This is a genomic window from Actinoplanes sp. NBRC 101535 (genome assembly GCF_030269225.1).
Taxonomy (GTDB): Bacteria; Actinomycetota; Actinomycetes; order Mycobacteriales; family Micromonosporaceae; genus Actinoplanes; species Actinoplanes rectilineatus.
Window position 1 is genome coordinate 1 of record NZ_BSSY01000023.1, and the last position, 22,308, is coordinate 22,308.

At 71.0% G+C, this 22,308-nt stretch carries 21 protein-coding genes; 12 read left to right on the forward strand and 9 right to left on the reverse strand.

Annotated elements, in window-relative coordinates; translation table 11 throughout:
* Positions 1-223 precede the first annotated feature (223 nt).
* The 5 genes from QSK32_RS39490 to QSK32_RS39510 all read left to right on the forward strand — a co-directional run bounded on the left by QSK32_RS39490 (position 224) and on the right by QSK32_RS39510 (position 4,039).
* Complete coding sequence (locus QSK32_RS39490; protein WP_045745145.1) at positions 224-730, forward strand: MarR family winged helix-turn-helix transcriptional regulator; 507 nt, start codon at positions 224-226, stop codon at positions 728-730.
* Positions 731-733: 3 nt separating this feature from the next.
* Positions 734-1,558 (forward strand): helix-turn-helix transcriptional regulator, encoded by an 825-nt coding sequence (locus QSK32_RS39495; RefSeq protein ID WP_342669806.1) that lies wholly within the window; start codon positions 734-736, stop codon positions 1,556-1,558.
* Positions 1,559-1,668: 110 nt separating this feature from the next.
* Complete coding sequence (locus QSK32_RS39500) at positions 1,669-1,926, forward strand: hypothetical protein (RefSeq protein WP_157411268.1); 258 nt, start codon at positions 1,669-1,671, stop codon at positions 1,924-1,926.
* Positions 1,927-2,021: 95 nt separating this feature from the next.
* Positions 2,022-2,945 (forward strand): NADP-dependent oxidoreductase, encoded by a 924-nt coding sequence (locus QSK32_RS39505; RefSeq protein WP_285474799.1) that lies wholly within the window; start codon positions 2,022-2,024, stop codon positions 2,943-2,945.
* Between the two features lie 29 nt (positions 2,946-2,974).
* Complete coding sequence (locus QSK32_RS39510; RefSeq protein ID WP_285474800.1) at positions 2,975-4,039, forward strand: alkene reductase; 1,065 nt, start codon at positions 2,975-2,977, stop codon at positions 4,037-4,039.
* 61 nt (positions 4,040-4,100) lie between these two features.
* On the opposite strand, the gene QSK32_RS39515 is transcribed toward QSK32_RS39510, so the two are convergent.
* Positions 4,101-6,287, reverse strand: a complete 2,187-nt coding sequence (locus QSK32_RS39515; protein WP_285474801.1) for a pectate lyase-like domain-containing protein — start codon at positions 6,285-6,287, stop codon at positions 4,101-4,103.
* A gap of 123 nt (positions 6,288-6,410) precedes the next feature.
* Positions 6,411-7,229, reverse strand: coding sequence for a MerR family transcriptional regulator (locus QSK32_RS39520; protein WP_045745124.1), 819 nt, complete (start codon positions 7,227-7,229; stop codon positions 6,411-6,413).
* A 53-nt stretch (positions 7,230-7,282) separates the two neighbouring features.
* Here QSK32_RS39520 and QSK32_RS39525 point away from each other — a divergent pair, with 53 nt between their 5' ends.
* From QSK32_RS39525 to QSK32_RS39540, 4 genes are all read left to right on the forward strand, one after another.
* Positions 7,283-8,125: an SDR family NAD(P)-dependent oxidoreductase gene (locus QSK32_RS39525; RefSeq protein ID WP_285474802.1), complete on the forward strand. Its 843-nt coding sequence runs from the start codon at positions 7,283-7,285 to the stop codon at positions 8,123-8,125.
* A gap of 131 nt (positions 8,126-8,256) precedes the next feature.
* Positions 8,257-8,922 carry a response regulator transcription factor gene (locus tag QSK32_RS39530; protein ID WP_045745122.1) on the forward strand — a complete coding sequence of 222 codons (666 nt, stop codon included), beginning with the start codon at positions 8,257-8,259 and terminating at the stop codon, positions 8,920-8,922.
* On the forward strand, positions 8,909-10,192 hold the full coding sequence (locus tag QSK32_RS39535) for a sensor histidine kinase (RefSeq protein ID WP_285474803.1): 1,284 nt from the start codon (positions 8,909-8,911) through the stop codon (positions 10,190-10,192). Before QSK32_RS39530 ends, QSK32_RS39535 begins: the two co-directional genes overlap by 14 nt.
* A gap of 8 nt (positions 10,193-10,200) precedes the next feature.
* Positions 10,201-10,755, forward strand: coding sequence for a PepSY domain-containing protein (locus QSK32_RS39540; RefSeq protein ID WP_157411267.1), 555 nt, complete (start codon positions 10,201-10,203; stop codon positions 10,753-10,755).
* A 9-nt stretch (positions 10,756-10,764) separates the two neighbouring features.
* Here QSK32_RS39540 and QSK32_RS39545 read toward each other — a convergent pair whose 3' ends face one another.
* Complete coding sequence (locus QSK32_RS39545) at positions 10,765-11,682, reverse strand: AraC family transcriptional regulator (RefSeq protein WP_285474804.1); 918 nt, start codon at positions 11,680-11,682, stop codon at positions 10,765-10,767.
* 130 nt (positions 11,683-11,812) lie between these two features.
* Here QSK32_RS39545 and QSK32_RS39550 point away from each other — a divergent pair, with 130 nt between their 5' ends.
* A complete protein-coding gene (locus QSK32_RS39550) occupies positions 11,813-12,169 on the forward strand; it encodes a putative quinol monooxygenase (RefSeq protein ID WP_045745119.1) in 357 nt (118 codons plus the stop codon).
* Positions 12,170-12,242: 73 nt separating this feature from the next.
* Here the strand turns inward: QSK32_RS39550 and QSK32_RS39555 are convergent, their stop codons facing one another.
* Positions 12,243-13,013, reverse strand: a complete 771-nt coding sequence (locus QSK32_RS39555) for a DUF998 domain-containing protein (protein WP_285474805.1) — start codon at positions 13,011-13,013, stop codon at positions 12,243-12,245.
* Positions 13,010-13,630, reverse strand: coding sequence for a TetR/AcrR family transcriptional regulator (locus QSK32_RS39560; RefSeq protein WP_045745118.1), 621 nt, complete (start codon positions 13,628-13,630; stop codon positions 13,010-13,012). The genes QSK32_RS39555 and QSK32_RS39560 overlap by 4 nt, the downstream gene beginning before the upstream one ends.
* An 82-nt stretch (positions 13,631-13,712) precedes the next feature.
* Between QSK32_RS39560 and QSK32_RS39565 the strand changes: the two genes are divergently transcribed.
* Positions 13,713-14,588 carry an SDR family oxidoreductase gene (locus QSK32_RS39565; RefSeq protein WP_285474806.1) on the forward strand — a complete coding sequence of 292 codons (876 nt, stop codon included), beginning with the start codon at positions 13,713-13,715 and terminating at the stop codon, positions 14,586-14,588.
* Between the two features lie 217 nt (positions 14,589-14,805).
* Here the strand turns inward: QSK32_RS39565 and QSK32_RS39570 are convergent, their stop codons facing one another.
* The 4 genes from QSK32_RS39570 to ppdK form a co-directional block, all read right to left on the reverse strand.
* The gene (locus QSK32_RS39570) at positions 14,806-15,708 is read right to left on the reverse strand and encodes a universal stress protein (protein ID WP_285474807.1); all 903 of its coding nucleotides are present in this window, start codon (positions 15,706-15,708) and stop codon (positions 14,806-14,808) included.
* Between the two features lie 227 nt (positions 15,709-15,935).
* Positions 15,936-17,645, reverse strand: coding sequence for a GAF domain-containing sensor histidine kinase (locus QSK32_RS39575; protein ID WP_502872590.1), 1,710 nt, complete (start codon positions 17,643-17,645; stop codon positions 15,936-15,938).
* 82 nt (positions 17,646-17,727) lie between these two features.
* Positions 17,728-18,072, reverse strand: a complete 345-nt coding sequence (locus QSK32_RS39580; protein WP_285474808.1) for a hypothetical protein — start codon at positions 18,070-18,072, stop codon at positions 17,728-17,730.
* A gap of 9 nt (positions 18,073-18,081) precedes the next feature.
* Positions 18,082-20,742, reverse strand: coding sequence for a pyruvate, phosphate dikinase (ppdK, locus tag QSK32_RS39585; protein ID WP_285474809.1), 2,661 nt, complete (start codon positions 20,740-20,742; stop codon positions 18,082-18,084).
* A gap of 269 nt (positions 20,743-21,011) precedes the next feature.
* On the opposite strand from ppdK, the gene QSK32_RS39590 reads away from it, so the two are divergent.
* On the forward strand, positions 21,012-22,049 hold the full coding sequence (locus tag QSK32_RS39590) for an alcohol dehydrogenase catalytic domain-containing protein (protein WP_045745113.1): 1,038 nt from the start codon (positions 21,012-21,014) through the stop codon (positions 22,047-22,049).
* Positions 22,050-22,308: the final 259 nt, after the last annotated feature.

Consider the following 22,308-nt stretch of genomic DNA (forward strand, 5'->3'; position numbering starts at 1 on the left):
TCGTGAAGCAGTACACCGAGCAGCAGAACCGTCCCGGTTAAGGCACTGCTCGGGCCTGGCGGCCCTCCCAGCGCGGGCCTTCACCCCCGGCCTGAAGGCCGGAGCACTGGCCCGCATCCCGGTAGCAGCACACCGGCGAGTCCGGCGCTCTTGATCCTCATAGCGGTCAATCATCGCTGATCGGTGCAGTGAACTTCGAATTCAAAGCATGTACGATCGTGCGGTGAGTGACCCGGAAGCCGGCCTGAGTGCGGAACAACTCGGTGCGTACTTCGCTCTGGTGGAGGTGGGCAGCCTTCTCCAGTACGCGGTGGACGAGCACCTGAGGGCCGACGGCGACCTCAGCTACGTGCAGTTCCAGATCCTGGCCCGCCTGACCGACGCGCCCGACGGCCGGCTGCGGATGACCGATCTGGCGGACGGTGTCGTGTACAGCCGCAGCGGGCTCACCTATCAGGCGGGACTGCTGGTCAACCGTGGCCTGATCACCCGTGCGCCGTCGCCGGACGACGAGCGCAGCGTCATCGTGACCGTCACCGACGCCGGCCGTGCGCTGGTCGCCCATGTTCTCCCCGGGCACGTCGAGCGGGTCCAGCAGTTGTTGTTCGCGCCCCTGTCCGGCGACGACGTCACCGCGTTCGGTGCCGTCCTGGGGCGGATCCGGGAGCACATGCGCGCGGTGCCGCCCCGCTCCGCCAAGCCCCGGGCGGCACGTAGGAAGGCCGGCTGACGGGTGGCGAAATCGGTGGACCGCGCCCTGCTGGCGGATTTCCTCCGGGCCCGCCGGGCGGAGCTGCAGCCGGAGGAGGTCGGACTGCCGCGGGGCTCCCGGCGGCGTACCGGTGGGCTGCGGCGTGAGGAGGTCGCGGTGCTGGCCGGCATGTCGGCCGACTACTACACCCGGCTGGAGCAGAAGCGTGGGCCGATGCCGTCCGAGCAGATGCTGGCCGCGGTGGCCCGCGCGCTGCGGTTGAGCCCGGGGGAGGCGGGGCACCTGTTCGCCCTGGCCGGGCATGCCGCCCCGCGGCGTGCCACGACGGACGACCTGGTCAGCCCGGCCATCCTGCACATCGCCGAACAGCTGACCGACACGCCCGCCATCGTCTTCTCCCGGTTCGGCGAGGCGTTGCTGCAGACCCCGGCGGCGAAGGCGCTGTTCGGCGACTACACCCGGTTCACCGGCATGGACCGCTATCTGGTCTACCGCTGGTTCACCGAGCCGTCCCAGCGGGACATCTACCCCGTCGAAGACCATGGGGTACGCGGCAGAGTCTTCACCGTGGACCTGCGGGCGGCGTACACGGCTGATCCGGTGGGCGTAGCGGGCGAGATCGTCGACGCGCTGCTGGCGGTCAGCCCCGAGTTCGCCGAGGTCTGGCGGTTGCACGAGGTCGACGTGACCCATCATCTGGACCGCAAGCGCTACCTGCATCCGGCGCTGGGGGAGCTGGAGTTGTACAGCCGGCGGCTGGTGGACCCCGACGAGGGGCAGGAGCTGCTGGTCTTCATGGCCGATCCGGGTTCACCGAGCGAGGCGAAGCTCCGTCGGCTGATCTGACGTCAGCCATGGTCCGTCATGCCATGGATGACGGCGACATTCCTTCGCGTCGCGGCTCGCGCCAGGCTGACGTGGTGAATCGGGAACAGCAGAACCGGGTCGGTCCGGTCATGAGGCTCGTCGTCGAGCGTCTGCCGCACTGTCCCGCGACGGTGTTCTCCCGTGGCGGCGAGGTGCTGCTGCGGAACCGTCTGGCGATCGTCCTGTTCGGCCGGCACGGGGTGACCGTCTGGCGGTACCGGCACGTTCTGCTGGGCGAGCTGGTTCTGCATCGTCAGGCCCTGGTGGATCCGGTGGACCGCCAGCTGCTGGTGGTCCTCGCGGCCGTCCCAGGCTCGCCCACCGACGTCACGCTCCGTTCGCTGTAACCCGGCTCACAACACATCAACATTGCTTCGAACTCGAAGCATGCTACGTTTTACGAGTGCTTCGAGTTCGAAGCAACTTACGAGAAGAGGCAGTCATGAAGGCAGTGCGTTTCCACGAGTACGGCACCCCGGACGTCCTGCGTTACGAGGACGTCGAGCTGCCCGTCCCGGCCGCCGGTGAGGTGCGGATCCGGGTGGCGGCGACGTCGTTCAACCCGGTCGAGGGCAACATCCGGGCCGGCCGCATGCAGGGCCCGATCCCGGTGGTCCTGCCGCACACCCCGGGCATCGACATCGCCGGCACGGTCGACGCGCTCGGCGACGGCGTCGAGGGCCTCACGGTCGGCGACCAGGTCATCGGCGCCCTGCCGCTGACCAGCCCCGGAGCTGCCGCCGAGTTCGTCATCGCCCCGGCCGCGATCCTGACCGCCGCGCCCACCGGCATCCCGCTGACCGACGCCGCCGCACTCCCGGTCGTCGGCCTCACCGCCTGGCAGGCGCTGTTCGACCACGCCGGGCTGACCGCGGGGCAGCGCATCCTCATCAACGGCGCGGGCGGCGTCGTCGGCGGCTACGCCGTCCAGCTCGCCAAGAACACCGGCGCGTACGTGATCGCCACCGCCGGCCCGCGCAGCGCCGACCAGGCCAAGGCCGCCGGCGCCGACGAGGTGCACGCCCCCGGCCTGCCCACCCTGGACGAGCCGGTCGACGTGGTCCTCAACCTCGCGCCGGTCGACCCGGAGCAACTGGCCGCCACCGCCGCCCTGATCCGCGACGGCGGTGTCTCGGTCAACACCACGGTCTGGATGCCCGCCCCGGCCGACGAGGCCCGTGGTGTCCGCGGCATCAACCTCTTCTTCCGCCCCGACTCCGAGCAACTCGCCCGCCTGGTCGCCCTGATCGACGCCGGTGACCTGCGGGTCGACGTCGCCCGCCGGGTCCCGCTCGCCGACCTGGCCTCGGTGCACGCCGAAACCCTCCACGGCGCGATCGCCGGCAAGATCGTCGTCCTTCCCTGACCTTCTGTCTCACAAGAAAGCGAACTCCGATGACTCTCTGGACCCCCACCACCGTCGGCGCGATCGACCTGCCGCACCGGCTCGCGATGGCACCGATGACCCGCGACCGCTCCCGCGCCGACGGTGTGCCCACCGACCTCAACCGTGAGTACTACGCCCAGCGTGCGTCGATGGCGCTGATCGTCACCGAGGGCACCCAGCCCTCCGCGGACGGCCAGGGCTACCTGCTCACCCCCGGCATCCACACCGCCGACCAGATCGACGGGTGGCGGGAGGTCACCGACGCGGTGCACGCCGCCGGCGGCCGGATCGTCGTGCAGCTCATGCACACCGGGCGGATCGCCCACCCGGACAACACCCCGCATCACCGGCAGCCGGTCGCCCCTTCGGCGGTACGCCCCGCGGGTGTCATGTTCACCGCGACCGGACCGCAGGAGATGCCCGTCCCGCGGGCCCTGGAGTCCGGCGAGATCGCGGGCGTGGTCGACGAGTTCCGGCACGCGGCCGCGTCCGCCGTCGCGGCCGGGTTCGACGGCGTCGAGATCCACGGCGCCAACGGCTACCTGATCCACCAGTTCCTCGCGGCCAACGCCAACCGGCGCACCGACGCGTACGGCGGAAGCGTCGCCAACCGCATCCGCTTCGCGGTCGAGGTCGCCACCGCGGTGGCCGGGGAGATCGGGGCCGACCGCACCGGGCTGCGGCTCTCGCCCGGCAACCCGTACAACGACATCACCGAGACCGACACCCACGAGCTGTACCCGGCACTGATCGACGCGGTGGCGCCGCTGAACCTCGCCTACCTGCACCTGATCCACGCCGGTGACGACGAACTGCTCGGGAGACTGCGATCGGGCTGGCCGACCGCGCTGCTGCTCAACCGGGCCGGCACACCCCTGGAAACCCGGATCGCCGACCTCGACGCGGGCCTGGCCGACGTCATCACCGTCGGCGCGGCCGCCCTGGCCAACCCGGACCTGCCCGCCCGGATCCGGGCCGGTGCCCCGCTCAACGACCCCGACCCGGGCACTTTCTACGGCGGCGACCACCGCGGCTACACCGACTATCCGGTCCTGGCCACCGCGGCGTCGTGAACCACCGCCGGCGTTCTCCGGGCGGGACGAGACCCACCCGGAGAACGTGGCGGCACGCAGGTCAGGGGTAGTTCACCACGTTGCGCGGGACGGTGTTGCCGGCCGGGTTCGGGACGGCGCCGCCGGTGTCGTTGACGACGTTGGCGATCGTGCCGACGTCACCGAGGGACACGGTGAGGATGCTGTGCAGCCGCACGCCGGACCGGACCGGCACCTCGAACGCCCGGTCCACCCGGACACTCGGGTTGACGTTGAAGAAGCTGTACGAGCCGCCGCCCCACAGTTCGTGGTCGGTGACGCTGTCGGCGACCTTGTAGGCGGCGTAGCCGTTCCCCCGCGGACCGATCCAGGCAGCCTGGTTCGGCACGTCGTACGGCTTCTCGTTCTGGAAGAAGATCGTCCGGCCGCGGTTGCCGTTCCAGATCACCTCGTACTTCTGGTAGTGCTCGACGAACAGGCCGGTGGCGAGCACGTCGTCACCGTTGACCACCAGGCCGGTGTCGCCGGTGTTGACCGTCCAGCCGGTCGGCGCGCCACCGTGGTCGGCCCGCCAGGCCCAGATGTGGTCGATCAGGGTGTCGTCGGCGTGCACGGCGAGGGTGGTGGTCGCCTTGCCCTGGACGCTGCTGCCGATCCGGAAGAAGACGTCCTGCAGGCTGATCGGGTTCGCGGCGTGGTCGGTGTGCACACCGGCCTGGCCGACGCTCATCAGGGTCGGGCTGTTGGTGGTGCCCGCGTCGAAGGTCAGGCCGCTCACCTTGACACCGTCGACGTCGGCGACGTTCAGGGCCTCGACCCCGTTGTTCGGGATCAGAGTCGGGAACCCGATGCCGGTGACCACCGTGTTCGCCCGGGTGACCCGAATCGTCTGGTCGAGCGAGTACGTGCCGGGGGTGAAGAACAGGTTCAGCCCCTGGGCGAGCGCCGAGTTGATCCGGGCGGCGCTGTCACCGGGCTTGGCGACGTAGAACTCCCGCATCGGGATCGAGGTGCCGGCCGCGTTGGGCCAGCTCGCGCCCGCGGAGTTGCGGCGCACGGCGGGCACGAAGACGCGGTAGAGGCCGGCGCTGTCCACGTACAGATAGGGCTTCTCCCGCGTGACGGGCGTGGTGGCGAGGGTGGTGTGCGGCGGGTTGGGGAACGCGTTCGCCGGGGCGCCCTGCACTCCGGAGTAGACCATGTTCCAGACGCCACCCTCCCAGCTGCCGATCCTGCTGTCCCGGGTGTACCACTGCTGCTGCGAACCGGACGAGACCACGCCGTCGACCACCGAGTCGGCCAGGTAGCCGCCGCTGGAGTAGCCCTGCCCGTTGTCCTGGTTCGACGGCGCCAGCGTCAGGTTGCCGCGGATGTGCACCCGGCGCATCGGGGCGGCCTGCGAGACGGCCCACCGGTTGACGCCGCCCTCCGGCACGATCGACAGGTTCTCCATGCTGCGCCAGAAGTTCTGGGTCGCGTTCGCCTCGTCGCCGTAGTTCCACCCGGAGTCGACGTTGACCGCACCGTTGATCGTCACGTCGTCGGGGTTCAGTCCGAGACCGGCCAGGGTGGTGTAGAAGCCGACGTTGGCCCACACCCGCCCGTAGGTGCCGGGCTTGAACAGGAACACCTGACGCTGGGTGCCGAACTGCGCGGTCGGGCTGCGCAGCTGGGCGTTGAAGGTGTTGTCCACCGCGGTCTGGATGGTCGACGCCGGGGTGGACGGGTCGAAGATCCGCACGTTCGGCCCGAAGTCCGGGGTGTCCGAGGTGGGCAGTGTCGTCCCGCCGTTGGTGGTGAAGACCTGGAATTCCCAGAGCGAGTAGCCGTACGGGGTGGCGCGGGTGGTGCCGCTCATCCGCACATAACGGCCGTTGCCGGAGACGTTCAGATTCTGTACGCCGACCTGCCCGGCCGTCACCGGAGTGATGTTCGTCCAGGTGGCGGCGTCGGTGGAGGTCTGGATGGTGAAGGCCGACGCGTACGCGGCCTCCCAGTTCAGCACCACCTGGTTGATCGACTGGGTGCTGCCCAGGTCGACCTGCAGCCACTGCGGGTCGGCGAACGTGCTGGACCAGCGGGTGCCGGCGTCCCCGTCGACCGCGGCGGCCGCGGTGAAGCCGGCTTCGACGGAGGAGGCGGTGGCGGGCCTACCTTGCGACGCCGGGATGTCCGCGGCGGCGGCCGGGCCGGGGACCGACGCGACGGCGGTGATGCCGAGGGTCGCGGCGAGGACGGCGGCCCTCCCGCGTCGGCTGCGCTCAAACAACGATGGGGATGTCATAAGTCCTGCCTGTCAGAGGGGGGACGGGCTGACAGCGCCTTAGAGAGCGCTCTCCCAGCGATTCTCAACGCGTACTTGTGCATACGTCAATATCCCGGCAGGCGACTCTCACGGTGCCGGGGTCAGTCGAAACACCGGCCAGCCGATCTCGGTACGCCACGCCTGAGGCTCCGCGGTGTCCCGCGGACCGACCGCGTACGTCTCGTGCACCGGGCCGGCGACGCCGAGAGCGTGCGAAGCGACCCACGCGCCGAGCAGTCCATAGGTGACGTCGATGTCGTCGTGCGGGCCCACATGGACGGCCACCGCCAGATCGACCGCGGGGGACTCCAGCACCTCGATCCGGCCCTCCGCCCGAGGATGACGGACCGGCCGGAAGACGGTCATCGCACCACGTCCCCCGGTGAGCAGTTCGTTGGCGTAGACCCCGCCCGGCGCCCCGATGCGTTCCGCGGGCGGGAAAGCCGCGTCCAACTCGTCCATCGCGGTGTCGAACCAGTCCAGCGACTCGTCCAACCGGACGGCCGGTGCGCTGATCGCCGCCACCGTGCGGGCGGGCAGCGTACCCAAGTAGGCCTTGATCGGTGTGGGGCCGGGACGCAGAAGCCGGCGCAGCGACGTGATCGCGGCCTGCGTCCGGTCGAGTTCCTCCTCCAACCGCCGCAGGTGACCGGCGACCAGGTCGGCACGCTGGTGCGGATCCTCGGCGGCGAGGATCGACCGGACCTCCGCCAACGGCACGTCCAGCTGCCGGAGCCGATGGATGACCTGCGCGGTGCCGATCTGCGCGGACTGGTAGTAGCGGTAATTCGTGAACGGGTCCACCGTTGCCGGTTCCAGCAGCCCGGACTCGTGATAGCGGCGCAGGGTCCGCACGCTGAGGCGGCTGAGCGCCGCGAATTCCCCGATGGTCAAGCCGTCTCGCATCCGGACAGTGTCGCGTTTGACCCTCCCCCGAGGGGAGGGCCTCCACTGAAGCAATGGAGATCAAAACCTGGTTCATCACCGGCGGCACACCCGGCGGTTTCGGCATGGCGTACGCCGAGGCGGCGCTGGCGAACGGCGACCGGGTGGCGCTGACCGCCCGGCGGCCCGGCCAACTCGACGCGTGGGCCCGCCCCTTCGGCGACCGCGTCCTGGTCCTGCGGTTGGACGTCACCGACCCGAAATGCGTCGACGAGGCGGTACACGCCGCCGAGCAGCACTTCGGCGGTATCGACGTCCTGGTCAACAACGCGGGCCGCGGCTGGTTCGGGTCGGTCGAGGCAATGGCGGACGACGACGTACGCAACCTCTTCGAGTTGAACTTCTTCGCCGTTCTGACGGTGCTGCGCGCGGTGCTGCCCGGCATGCGGGCCCGGCGAAGCGGCTGGATCATCAACATGTCGTCGGTGGCCGGACTCCGTGGCATCGAGGGATTCGGCTATTACAGCGCCGCCAAGCACGCCCTCGAAGCCGTCACCGCCGTGCTGCGCGACGAGGTGGCCCCCTGCGGCATTCAGGTGCTGGCGGTCGAGCCGGGCGCTTTCCGCACCCGCGCCTACGCCGGTTTCGCCACCGAAACCGTCGACGAGAGCATTCCGGAATACCGGCCGGCCCTGGAGAGGATCCGCACCGCCATGATCGCCCAGAACGGCAACCAACCGGGAGACCCCGACCGAGGGGTACGCGCGGTGCTCGCCGCCATGGCCGCCGAGACCCCACCCCACCGCCTGGTCCTCGGAAGCGGCGGCTACGACGCGGTAGTGACCACCCTGAACGCCACACTTCGCGACCTCCAGGCGTCCGAGGCGCTCTCCCGCGGAGCCGACTTCCCCTCCTGATCGTCGCCGGGTCAGCCGGCCGTCCCCGGCGGTCGACCGCAAGATCGCCGGCCGGTCGCGCCGAGGTTCTCCGGTGACGTTCAGCGGCGGCGGGGGAAGATAGCGGGTCGACGTCTGAAGGAGGTGGCCTGATGCGGGTTCTCGTCGTGGACGACGAACAGCGGCTGGCCCGGTCGTTGCGGCTCGGGCTCGAGGCCCAGGGGTTCGCCGTCGACGTGGCCCACAACGGTGTGGACGGGTTGTGGCTGGCCCGGGAGAACAGGTACGACGCGATCCTGCTCGACCTCATGCTGCCAGGCCTCAACGGCTATCAGGTCTGTGCCACGCTGCGCAAGGAAGAGGACTGGACGCCGATCCTCATGCTCACCGCCAAGGACGGTGAGTGGGATCAGGTGGAGGGGCTCGACACCGGCGCCGACGACTACCTGACCAAGCCGTGCCCGTTCCCGGTGCTGGTGGCGCGGCTGCGGGCGGTGACCCGGCGCGGCGCCCGGGAACGGCCGACCGAACTGGCCGTGGGGGAGCTGCGGCTCGACCCGGCGGCCCGGCGGGTGTGGCGCGACGGGAGCGAGGTGGAGCTGACCGCCCGCGAGTTCTCGATGCTGTACTTCCTGGCCCGGCACCCGGGTGACGTGCTCTCCAAACGGCAGATCCTGGACGGCGTGTGGGACGGCGACTTCGAGGGTGATCCCAACATCGTCGAGGTCTACATCGGCCATCTCCGGAACAAGATCGGACGAAATGCCATCGAGACGGTACGCGGCGCGGGCTACCGACTGGCGCATGACGGTGGCTGACGTCCGGTTGCGGACGACCGCCGCCGCCGTCCTCGTGGTGGCGGCTGCCCTGGTCGTCGGCTCGGTCGCCCTCGTCGTGCTGATGCGGGCCTCGCTGCGGGACGGCCTGGAGGCCACCGCGGAGCAGCGCGCGGCCGCCCTGCTGCAACAGGCGGATACGGTACGGGCGCCGGACGACGACGATGAGGACGACGACATCCGGTGGCAGCTGACCGCCCCGGACGGCACGGTCGTCCGGTCCGGTGAGCCCCCGTCCGGCGATGCCGGCGACGAACTCGTCGTCACCGACGAGAGCGACGGCTATCAGGTGTCGGTCGCGATCTCGCTCGACGACGTCGACGACTCGACCGAAGCGCTGATGACGCCACTGCTTTTCGGCGTACCCCTGCTGGTGTTGCTTGTCGGCGGAACCACCTGGACGGTGGTGTCGCGGGCGCTGGCCCCGGTCGAACGGATCCGGCGCGAGGTGGAGGTGATCACCGGGGACCGGCTGGACCGCCGCGTGCCCGAGCCGGCGACACGTGACGAGATCGGCCGGCTGGCCCGCACCATGAACCGGATGCTCGACCGTCTGCAGGACTCCCGCGACCGGCAGCGCGAGTTCGTAGCCGACGCCTCACACGAACTGCGGTCCCCGGTCGCGAGCATCCGTCAGGTGGCCGAGGTCGCGCAGAGCCATCCGGGCGCGCTGCCCGACGGCGAACTGGCCACCACCGTCCTCGAGGAGTCGGCCCGCCTGCAACGCCTGGTCGAGCAGCTGCTCCTGCTCACCCGGGCCGACGACGGCGGTGCCGGGCGCGCCTTCCGCGACGTCGACCTCGACGATCTGGCCCTCGCAGAAGCCCACCGCATCGCGCGTACGGGGCTGACGGTCGACACGAGCAGCGTCGGCGCGGGCCGGATCCGCGGCGACGCCACCGCGCTCGCCCAGGTCCTGCGGAACCTGACCGACAACGCGGCCCGGCACGCCGCGGCCCGGATCACGATCGGTGTCCGCGAGAACCCGTCAGCCGTCGAGATCACGATCGACGACGACGGCCCCGGCATCCCACCCGACCAGCACGAACGGGTCTTCGAACGGTTCGTGCGCCTGGACGAGGCCCGGGCCCGCGACGACGGCGGCAGCGGCCTCGGCCTGGCGATCGTCCGCACTCTCGTGGCCGGTCACGGCGGGACGGTCGCGGTCTCCCCGTCGGCGCTGGGCGGCGCCTGTTTCGTCGTGCGGTTTCCGCGTTCAGGTGAGATTCAGGAACGATCCCGCATGGTGTGAGTACCTAGTTGACCAACGGGAAAGGCCAGGCACTCATGAACACCGCCAAGCTCCGCAGCAAGCGCGTCATCGTCACCTCCGCGGCCGTCGCCGCCCTCGCCGTCGGCGGCGGGGTGTGGGCCACCGCCGCGAACGCCGGCACCGACGTGACCGGCGCCGACCGGGACCGCGTCGGCAACGCCGCGGTACAGGCGGTGGGCGGCGGCACCGTCGTCGACGTGGAGAGCAGCGACGACCCGGGCGAGGCGTACGAGGTCGAGGTCCGCAAGGCCGACGGCTCCGAGGTGGACGTCGTACTCGACAAGGATCTGAAGGTTCTGAGCCAGCAGGCCGAGACGCCGGACACCGACGGCGCCGCCGAACCGGCCCTGACCGACGTCCAGCGCGGCGACGCCGAGAAGGCCGTGCTCGCGGCGTTCCCGGGCGGCACGGTCCTCGACGTCGAGGCGGGCGACGACCAGGGTGTCGCCTACGAGGCCGAGGTGCGCGACGCCGCCGGCAAGGAGTGGGACGTCGACCTCGACGCCGCCTTCACGGTCCTCACCAAGACCGAGGACGACTGATCGTTCCGTTCAGAGGGACACCGACTTCCGGAACCGGGCCGGTGGCAGGTGCCGCTCGCGGCGGAAGGCGCGGCTGAACGCGTACACCGAGGTGTATCCGACCTTCTCCGCGACGGCCTCGAGCGTCGCGTCGGTGTCGCGCAGGTGTTTGGCCGCGAGCGTCATGCGCCACCGTGTGAGGTACGCGCCCGGGGTCTCACCGGTGGCCGCGAGGAACCGCCGGTTCAAGGTGCTGGCGGACACGGCGGCCTCGCGGGCCAGGGAAGCGGTGGTCCAGTCCCGGGCGGGTTCCTCGTGGATGCGGGTGACCGCCTGGTGCAGCAGCGGATCGCGCAGGACTCCCCACCAGGAGATGTCGGGGCTGGTGCCGGAGTCGAGCCAGGCGCGCAGGACCTGGATGAGCAGGACGTCGACGAGCCGGTCCAGCAGGACCGCCGTCGCGGCGCGGGGCCGGGCCAGCTCGCGGCCCAGCAGCCGGACCGTGTCGGCGAGGTCCGGGTCGGCGGCGCTGGCCCGGATGTGGATGACGTCCGGCAGCAGGGTCAGCACCGGGACCGACGTCACCGCGTCGTGCGAGTAGCCGGCCCCCAGGATCTGGGTGTGCGCCTCGCCGTCACCGAACCGCAGCAGGCCTCCGTCGCGGCGGGCCTGCAGCGCCGCCCGGGTGTCACAGGCGTGCACCTCGACGCCCGGCTCACTGGAGAGCACGTGCGGGACGCCGGTGGGCAGCAGCACGACATCGCCGGGGGTGAGCAGCCGCTCCGGCTCACCGTCGGGGGTCAGGTAGGCGGTGCCGGCGGTCACCGCGTACAACGCGGCGTCCTGGTCGGCGGACCAGGCGACACCCCAGCTGCCGCAGGCGCCGATGCGGGCGCCGGCTGAACCGCGCACCCCGGAGATGGCGAGCACGTCCGAGAGAACATCCATGGGCGCAGCGTACGTGAACGTTTTGGATATTTTCTTGGCTCTTTCTGTCATGGAACCTCTCTCCGGTGGCTCATAGGGTTCTCGTTGACGGCCGGCGCACCACGTCCGGCCCGGCGAAAGGAACACCACAATGAGCACCACCGAAGACACCGTTCCCGACGGCCTGCTGCCCGCCGACGTGCTGGCCTCGACCACCCCGGTCGCCGTCTACGGATACGCCCGGGCCACACCCGGCCGCGAGCAGGACCTGGCAGACCTGATCTCATCGATCATCCCGCTGGTCCGTCAGGAGCAGGGCTACGAGCAGTACTCGGTGCACACGACCGCCGCGGAGCCGGGCGCGTTCGCGTTCTACGAGCGCTGGTCCACCGGCGCGGACCTGCTGCGCCACGTCCAGCAGCCGTTCATGCAGGACTACTTCGGGAAGCTGCCCGAACTGGTCAGCGGCGACCTCGAGGCCACCTGGCTCAAGCCGCTGGAGGCCTGACATCCTGGCGCCGAGCTGCGCGAGTCGGTCCACTCCCTGATGTCGATCGCCTCTCCTGCGGCTCGGCGACTCGTCAGGGTATGTCCGCGGCCCGTCGTCCTCCGGAGGACGACTTCGGTGACCTGGTCCTCGCGGCGGAGCATCGATCGGCGTTCACGTTCTCTCCAGCCGTACGGGTGATGAGCAGCGCGACGCCGATCAGCCAGGCCACGGCGATCAGGAGCACCAGGCGTTCCACGACGGCGCCGACCGGTGCTCGCCCCACGATCAGCATGGTCCCCGCCAGCAGGGCCCCGAGCGGCACCATCAGCAGGACCGCGGTGCCCGCGAGCCACCGGACGGCCCGGTCCGCGGCCGACAGCCACATCGTCGCCATCGCGGCGGCCAGCACCACCATGCCGACGACACTCGCCGCCGCGTGGACGACATCGGCGACGGTCGTCGGTTCGTAGGGTGGCAGCGGGCACTCGTGGCTGCACGGCACCGCTCCCGACACCGCGGCGAGGACGGCGGCGACGGCGAGGGCCCACACCGTCGCCGTGCCGTCGAGCAGCCACTTTCGGGCGTACGGAATCCTCGTGAGCCGGAGCCGCATCTCGGCAGGCGGCGCGGAACGGCCCGGTGCCGCAGCCCAGGTCGCGCTCAGTGACGCGACGCCGAGGGCCAGCGTGATCAGTCCCCAGCGATAGGGGAGCGCGTAGGGCTGACCGGCGGTGCCGGATTCGCTGACATAGCCCTGCCACCAGGGTTCGGGCCCGGCGGCCAGCGTGAACATCATCGTGCCGGCGCCGCCCGCCACCGCGCACGCGGCGGCGACGGCCGTGAGCCGGATCCGCGTCGTCATGTCTGTTCCGCGGTGCGGCCCCGGTGGGACGCGCCGTCGAGTGCGTTGTCGACGAGGGCGATCGCGTAGTCCTCGGTCAGCGGGGCGTCCGGGATGAGCAGGCGGTTGTAGCAGGCCCCCCAGAGCTGGTCGACGAGGATGCCGAGGTCGATGTCGTCGCGGAGTTGCCCACGGTCGCGGGCCTTCTCGAACGCGGCCAGGGCGAGCGCGCGCCGTGGGGCGGAGTAGCGCTCGGAGAACGCCGCGGACAGTTCCGGATCGGTCTGGGCCATGCCGATCAGCCCGGCGATGGCCGGACCGGTGTTCGCGTGGTTGAGCAGGCGGACGAACGCGCACAACTGCGCGACGAGGTCCCTGCGGATGTCGCCGGTGTCGGGGAACTCGAGCTGGTGCTCGCTGTGGGCGAAGTACGCCTCGGCGGCGAGTGCGCCCGTCGACGGCCACCACTTGTAGAGGGTCATCTTGCTGGATCCGGCCGCGGCGGCCACCCGGTCGAAGGTGACGGCCCTGATCCCCTCCTGGAGCAGCAGGTCGGCGGCGGCGCGCAGGACTCCCGCTCGTACCTCGTCGGCTGGTCGCCGGCCACGTCCGCGCCGCGGGGCGGCCTTGTCAGTCATGGATCCCAGTTTAGTGGACACGTTGTCTTTATAGTGCTACCTATATATGGACAGCTGGTCCACATCTTTGGAGGGTCTTCTCATGTCCGTGGTTCTCATCACCGGATCCAGCACCGGCATCGGCCGCCTCACCGCCCTGACCCTCGCCGGTCAAGGACATCAGGTGTACGCGAGCATGCGTTCCCTGACCAGCCCGGACGGCGCCGCCACCGTGGCGGGGTTCGCCGCCGTCGACAACCTGCACGTCGTGGAACTCGACGTCACCTCACAGGAATCCGCGAACGCCGCCGTGCGTACCGTGGTCGAGCAGGCCGGCCACCTCGACGTCGTGATCAACAACGCCGGGCATCTGTACGTCGGCTACGTCGAGGCGTTCACCGACGACGACCTGACACACCTCATCGACGTCAACGCGGTCGGCGCCCACCGCGTCAACCGGGCAGCCCTGCCCTACCTGCGGGAACAGCGCTCCGGCACCCTGCTGTACGTCGGCAGCACCATCATCGTCACCACGCCGCCGTTCCTCGGACCGTATGTCGCCTCCAAGGCCGCCTTCGACGCGCTCGCCGTGGTCACGTCGTACGAGGCGTCCCAGTTCGGCATCGAGACCAGCATCGTGATGCCGGGCGCCATCACTCAGGGCACCGCGCACTTCCCGAACGCGAGCCGCGCCTCCGACGCCGAGGTCACCGCCGCGTACGCGATGCTCGACGAACTCGTCGCCCGCAACGAGGCGGCCACCGCGAGCCTGGTCCGCCCGGGCATCGACCCGAACCCGCAGCGGGTCGCCGACGAGATCGCCCGGGTGCTCGCCCTGCCGCGCGGCACGAAACCCTTCCGTACGGTCGTCGACTTCACCGAGGCCGGTGTCGACCACGTGATGGCGTTCGCGGACCTCACCCGGGAGACCTTCGTGCACCGCCTCGGCTTCGGCCGGACCCTCCAGCTTCAGAGCTGACCCGCCCGGGGCGGCGGACACTCTTGCGTCACCCCGGCGGCGAGGCGACACGTCCGCCGCCCCGCCCCTGAGTGCTGCGGCGCGTCAGGTCGACGAGGAGCACCCCACCACGATGGTCGACGGGCTCGGCCGCCGACCGTCCCTTCGTGAAGCCGGCCTACGCGACCAGGTCGGCCGACCCGCCGTGACGATCGGGCGGGCCGCGTCGTCTCACCGTTCAGAGCGGCGATTCCGCCGTTGGCTGTCGCCGCTGTTCACGCCGGGTGGGCCGGCGCACGATCAGGACGGGGCAGTCGGCGTGGTGCAGCAGTTGCAGCCCGGTGGAGCCGAGCAGCGTTCCGGTGATCACGCCGTGGCCGTGGCTGCCGACGATCACCAGTTGGGCGCCGTGCGAGACGCCGGTGAGGACGGCTGCGGCGCTGTCGTGCGAGATGAGGATCTCGACCGGGACGTCGGTGTACTTCGTGCGCCACGGTGCGAGCTGCTCGATCACCTTGGCGCGTTCGGCCTCGTCCTGGTCCGGGGTGCGGACCTCCGTGACGGGCAAGCGGCCCAGGTAGACCGGCAGGTACGAGCGGACCGCCACCAGGCCGGTGCCGTGCCGGCGGGCGGCGGTGAACGCCGTCTCCAGCACGTGGTCGGCGTGGGGGGAGTCGTCCACGCCCACCGCGATCGGGCCGGTCGGTTCGCCGGGGCGGCCGCGGACCACGACGACCGGGGAGTGGGTGTGGACGGCCACTCGCTGGCTGACCGAGCCGAGTCGTAGCCCGGCGAAGCCGCCCGCGCCGCGGTGGCCGAGGACCAGCAGTTCGGCGTGTTCCGAGGCGATGATGATCTGGGCCGCCGGGTTGCCGATCACCACCTCGGTGTAGACCGTGATGTCCGGGACCGCCTCGCGGGCCTCCCGCGCCGCGGCGGCGGCGACGCCCTCGGCGAGGCGGCGGGCCGTCTCGAACCGGTTGCCGCCGAAGTCGTACCGGGAGGTGGACCAGTCCCAGTCGAGCACGTGGACGACGGTCAGGGGCAGGTTGGTGCGGTGTGCCTCGGCGGCGGCCCAGAGGACGGCCGCACGGCCGGGCTCGGTGCCGTCGGCGGCGACGACGATCGTCGGAGTGTGCATGGCCCCTCCCTAGTCGTTCCCCCTGATTTTGATCAGCATCGATGGATGCGGGAAGGGCCGAAGGTCCCGCCGTCGGACACGTTCAGTGGTCAGCGTCCGTGTGGTGACTCGGGGCCCGTAGCGCGGCCGCACTCACCACGCCCCACCACCCGCGTGGTGATGTGGGGTGCCCAGCGCGTCTGAAGTCACTACGCGGACGGGCTTCGCACCCTGACCACGGAACGTTTTCAGCGGCCGGGTGGCACCGGAACCGACCAGACGAGTTCCGTGCCGGGTCCCTCCTCCGCCGGGCGGACCTCGAAGGAGCCGTTGCGGTCCCGGGCGCGGTGGGCCAGATTGACCAGACCGCCCCGGGCCGCCCCGGGGTCGGTGCCGACACCGTCGTCGCGAATGATCAGAAGCACCCGGCGGCCGTCGGCATGCACCGTCACCGTGACCCGTCCGGCCCGCGCATGCCGAGCCACGTTGGCCAGCGCTTCCCGCACCACGGCCAGCACGTCGGCGGCGAGCTCGCCGGGCACCGCACTGTCGACCGGCCCGGACGTCTCCACCGTCGGTGCGAACCCCAGCGTGACGGTGGCCGCCTCGGCCTCCCGCCGCAGATCGGCACGCAGCGACGAGCCGAGCGGCGCGCGCAGCGCGAAGATGGACTGCCGGATGTCGCGGATCGTGGCGTCCAGCTCGTCGATGGCCGCGTTGATCCGGGCAGCGGTCTGCGGGCTGCCGGCCTGCGGGGCGGCGCCCTGCAACTGCAGCCCGGTGGCGAACAGCCGTTGGATCACCACGTCATGCAGGTCGCGGGCGATGCGTTCACGGTCGGAGAGCACCGCGAACTGCTCGCGCTCGGCCTGTGCCTGGGCGCGGTCCAGGGCGAGCGCGGCCTGTCCGGCGAAGGTGGACAACTGGACCACGTCCTCGTCGCTGGGCGGCCGGCCCTCCGGATGGCTGACGATCAGGACACCCTGCAACTCGTCGGAGGCGGTCAGTGGGACTGCCAGGGCCGGCCCGTCCGGCACCCGGCCCGGCCACGCGGCGGCGGTGCGCAGGTTCGTGATCGTACGGATCCGCTCCCGGCTGAACCGTCCGGCGTCCGCGGCATCGGCGGGCAGGTGACAGCCGGCCATCGCGGCATCATCCGGGTCGGCGCCGTCGGCGACCTCGATCGTCCACCGCCCGGCCGCCGCGTCGTAGAGCAGGATCAGAGCCAGCTCGGCGCCGGTCATCTCGCGTACCCGGGTGGTGATCAGGCGTAGCGCCTCGGCCCGGCGCACCGTGCCCAGCAGCACGCCGGTGATCTCGGCGGTCGCCTCCAGCCACCGCTGCCGGCGCCGGGCGAGCTCGAACAGACGGGCGTTGTCGATGGCGACACCGGCCGCGGCGGCCAGCGCCACCACGATCTCCTCGTCGTCGTCGCCGAACTCCTTGGCGCCCTGCTTCTCCGCCAGATAGAGATTTCCGAAGACCTGATCATGGGTACGCACCGGAACGCCGAGGAAACTGTGCATCGGAGGATGCTCGGCGGGGAACCCGAACGAGTCCGGATGCTGGGTGATGTCCGGCAACCGAACCGGTTCGGGGTCGGTGATCAGCAAGCCGAGCACGCCCCGTCCGTGGGGGAGGTCCCCGATCGTCGCGTGTGTCGCCGGGTCGATTCCGTAGGTGATGAAGTCCGACAGGCTGTCGTTGGCCGGTGCCAGGACGCCCAGCGCGCCGTACCGGGCGCCGGCCAGCGCGCAGGCCGCCTCGACGATGCGTTCCAGGGTGCTGCGCAGGTCGAGGTCGCTGCCGATGCCGACCACCGCGTCCAGCAGGGCGCGCAGCCGTTCCCGGCTGGCCACGATGTCACCGACTCGGTTCTGCATCTCGTGCAACAGCTCGTCGAGACGGATGCGCGACAGCGGGCGAAGGCCGAGGGACGGCGGAATCTGCTCCGGCACGCGCTCAGGCTAACCGCGACCCGGGGCCCGGCACATCCTCCTGTCGTGCAGCCGTCGCCGAGGGTGACCGGCTCGCCGGCCGTCACCGTCCGACGACCAGGCGACGAGCGCGCAGCAGACGTGCCCACCATGGCCGGTCGCCGGCGCGAGCGGCCCGCAGGGCGGGGGCGTCGCCGTGCCGCACACTCACCCAGCCGCCGTGCCCCATGGTCACGGCACCGACAGCGGGCCGTCGGCGGAGGGCCAGGCCGGCGGCCGTGACCACGGCGATCACCGTGACCGCGGTGGTGGACGCGACGACGATCGCGGTCACGTCCACCACCGGGACGAACACGGGGCCGCCGGGGCCGGTGGCGTACGCCCCGACCTCGCGTCGGCCGACCAGGACCGGGCGTACGGCCTGCCGCTCGTCGAACATCTCGCGCATCACCCGCTCCTACCGGCTGTCGGAGACCGGACCGTCGCCGACCGCGGCGCGGCCCGCCTCCAACCGGGCGACCGGCACCCGGAAGGGAGAGCAGGACACGTAGTTCAGGCCGGCATCGTGGAAGAACCGCACCGAGTCCGGGTCGCCGCCGTGTTCACCGCAGACGCCGGCGACAAGGTCCGGCCGGACGGAACGGCCCCTGTGCACCGCCGTGCGCACCAGCTCGCCGACCCCCGCCACGTCGATCGTCTCGAACGGCGAGGTGGCGAAGACGCCCAGTTCCCGGTAACGCCCGAAGAACGCGCCCTCCACGTCGTCGCGGGAGAAGCCCCAGGCCATCTGAGTCAGGTCGTTGGTGCCGAAGGAGAAGAAGTCGGCGGCGGGCGCGATCTCGCCGGCGGTCAGCGCGGCTCGCGGCACCTCGATCATCGTGCCGATCCGGATCGGCGGTACACCCTCCACCGCGGACAGGACCTGTGAGGCCTCCGCACGTACCAGCTCCAGCTCCCGGACCGAGGCGACCAGCGGAACCATGATCTCCGGCCGGGGGTCGCCGCCCGCGGCGGCCCGGGCCGCGGCCGCCTGTGCCACTGCCCGCACCTGCATCGCGAACAGGCCGGGGACCATCAGTCCCAGGCGTACGCCGCGCAGGCCGAGCATCGGGTTCTGTTCGTGGATGCGGCGCACCGCGACCAGCAGCCGCCCGTCGTGTCCGGGATCCTCGCCGCGGGCCTGCGCCCGGGCGACCCGGTCGGTCAGCTCCTCCAACGACGGCAGGAATTCGTGCAGCGGCGGGTCGATCAACCGGATGGTGACAGGCAGGCCGTCCATCGCGGCGAGCACCGCGGTGAAGTCGTCGCGCTGCAGCGGCAGCAGTTCGGCCAGCGCGGATTGGCGCTCCTCGTCACCGGTCGCCAGGATCAGACGTTCCACCAGCTCCCGGCGTTCGCCGAGGAACATGTGCTCGGTGCGGCACAGCCCGATCCCGGCGGCCCCGAAGCGGCGGGCCCGCTCGGCGTCCGCGGCGGTGTCGGCGTTGGCGTGCACCGCCAGCTTCGCCACCGTGTCCGCGTGCCCGGTCAGCCGCTCGACCGCGGTCAGCAGCGGATCACCGGTGGACGGCAGCTCACCCTCGAACCAGCGCACCACCGCGCTCGGGCGGACGGGGAGCTCACCCGGGTAGACCCGGCCGGTGGTGCCGTCGATCGAGATCACGTCCCCCTCGGACACCACGGTGTCGCCGACCCGGAACGAGGACGGTCCGACCTCCAGGTCCTCGGCGCCGCAGACACAGGTCTTGCCCATACCCCGGGCGACCACGGCGGCGTGCGAGGTCTTGCCACCGCGGCTGGTCAGGATGCCCTGGGCGGCGATCATGCCGGGCAGGTCGTCCGGGTTCGTCTCGTGCCGGACCAGGATCACCGGGCCGGTCGCTGCGGCGGCCGCCGCCGAGTCGAAGACGACCGTGCCGGAGGCGGCGCCCGGCGAGGCGGGCACACCGATGGCCAGCGGTGCCGGGGCGTTCGTGGTGTCGAAGGCCGGGAACATCAGGTGCGCCAGTTGGCCGCCGGTGACCCGTAGCAGCGCCTCGTCGTCGGTGATCAGCCCCTCGCCGGCCAGCTGGGCGGCGATCACGAAGGCGGCAGCCGGGGTCCGCTTGCCGACCCGGGTCTGCAGCATCCACAGTTTGCCGTCCTCGATGGTGAACTCGATGTCGCACAGGTCGCGGTAGCGGAGCTCCAGCTTCTCCATGATCGACAACAGGCGGGCGTGGCTGGCCGGGTCCATCCGGGCGAGCTCGTCCAAACCGACGGTGTTACGGATCCCGGCCACCACGTCCTCGCCCTGGGCGTTGGGCAGGTAGTCGCCGTACACGCCGCGCCGGCCGGTCGCCGGATCCCGGGTGAACGCCACGCCGGTGCCGGAGTTCGTTCCATGGTTGCCGAAGACCATCGCCATCACGTTCACCGCGGTCCCGAGATCCCCCGGGATGTGTTCCTGGCGGCGGTAGAGTACGGCCCGTTCGGTGTTCCAGGAGGCGAAGACCGCGGTGATCGCCGAGTAGAGTTGCTCGTGCGGGGCCTGCGGAAAATCACGTCCGGCGTACGCGAAGAAGCGTTTCTGATAGGCCGCGACCAGTTCCCGCAGCGCCGCCGTGCCGAGTTCCGCGTCGGTGGCGACGCCCGCAGCCTCCCGCGCCGCGGCCAGCTCGGCATCGAATTGCTCACCCGGCACCCCGAACACGGTCTTGCCGAACATCTGGATCAGCCGGCGGTAGGAGTCCCAGGCGAACCGTTCGTCGCCGCTGCGCCGGGCCAGCCCGAGCACGGTGGTGTCGTTGAGCCCGATGTCCAGGATGGTCTCCATCATGCCGGGCATGGAGAACCGGCCACCGGAGCGCACCGACAGCAACAGCGGGTCGGCCGAGTCGCCGAGACGGCGCCCGAGCCGGGCCTCGATCAGCCGCAGATGGTCCTCCACCTCCTGGAACAGCCCGTCCGGCAGGGCGCCTGTCCGCAGATAGGCGCGGCACGCATCGGTGGTGACGGTGAAACCGGGCGGCACCGGCAAGCCCATCCGGGTCATCTCCGCGAGGTTGGCGCCCTTGCCGCCGAGCAGGTCCTGAAGTTCCTTGTTGCCGTCGTTGAAATCGAAGACGTAGCGGGACATCGTCGTACCTCGCCCTCATCCGATCCGATGGCGGGCAGTCCCGCCCTCACTCACCGTGTTATCGCGATGACTGTCATTCGGGGCAGGGCCGGAGGTCCCGGTCCAGGGGTGACCCATGCCGGATCGGGCGGTGCGGCAGCCCCGGCGTGCCGGCGGGCGCCTCCCCCCGGCAACCGCTCAGTGACATCGATGCCCTTCGACCCTTCCGGATGGGGTCCGCCTGATGCACGCTCGCGGCAACTGTTCCTTCCAGGACGAAGGAGACGATCGTGAAAGCACTGGTCTACCAGGGAACGGGAGAACGTTCCTGGACCGAGGTCCCGGACCCGGCCGTGCGGCATCCACGCGACGCGATCATCCGGATCGACGCGGTCACCATCTGCGACACCGACTTGCACATCCTGGCCGGACACCTCCACGACGTACGGCCCGGCCGGATCCTGGGCCACGAAGCGGTCGGCACCGTCGTCGCCACCGGCGACGCGGTCACCGGACTGTCGGCCGGCGACCGGGTGCTGGCGTCCTGCATCTCCGCCTGCGGTCTGTGCCGCTTCTGCCGCGAGGGTGTCTACGGCCAATGCCGCAACGGCGGCGGCTGGGCACTCGGCCACCGTATCGACGGTGTCCAGGCCGAGTACGCGCGGATACCGTATGCCGACCTGTCCACCTACCGGCTTCCTGAAGGGCTCGCCGGCGACTCGGCGCTGCTGCTGGCGGACACTCTGCCCACGGCTTACGAGGTCGGGGTCCGGCGGGGGCGTGTGCGTCCCGGCGACACCGTGGTGATCGTCGGCGCCGGCCCGATCGGTCTGGCGGCGGTCGTCACCGCACGGTTGTACTCCCCGGCCCACGTGGTCGTCGTGGACGTCGTGGAGGCCCGGCTGCAGGCGGCGAAGAACCTCGGCGCCGACGTGACGCTGGCCCCGGACCGAGTGCCGATCGGGACGATCCGGGCGCTCACCGGCGGTCTCGGCGCCGACGTCGTCATCGAGGCTGTCGGCACGCCGGAGGCCTTTGAGCTGTGCACCACCCTGGTACGCCCGGGCGGCCGGATCGCCACCGTCGGCGTGCACGGGGCCCCGGCCATGCTGCACCTGGAACATCTGTGGGCGCACAACATCACCGTCACCACAGGCCTGGTGGACACCTCATCGACAACGCGGCTGCTCGGCATGGTGGCCGGCGGCCAGATCGACCTGTCACCGATCATCACCCACCGGATGGCCCTGGACGACATCATGACCGGCTACGACCTCTTCGCCGAGCCGTCCAGAACCGGAGCGCTCAAGGTCGTTCTCAGCCGCTGACGGAGTGCCGTTGCGGACGGCGGCCTCGGAGCCGGGCGAGCCGGCGAAGGACCGGCATCGCGCATTCATCGGCACCGGCCGGATCGGCGGCGCCCTCGTGCGCCGTCCTGGCCCGTGGCCGGGGAGGTGGCGGACGTCGTCCGCGAAGAGTGACAGCACCCGGTCGACGTCCGGCTGTGCGTCGTTGAAGGCGGCCACGAACGCGTCGATGGTGCGTTGCCGCCGGAAGTCCCGGCCGCCACCGGACCGCATAGAATTG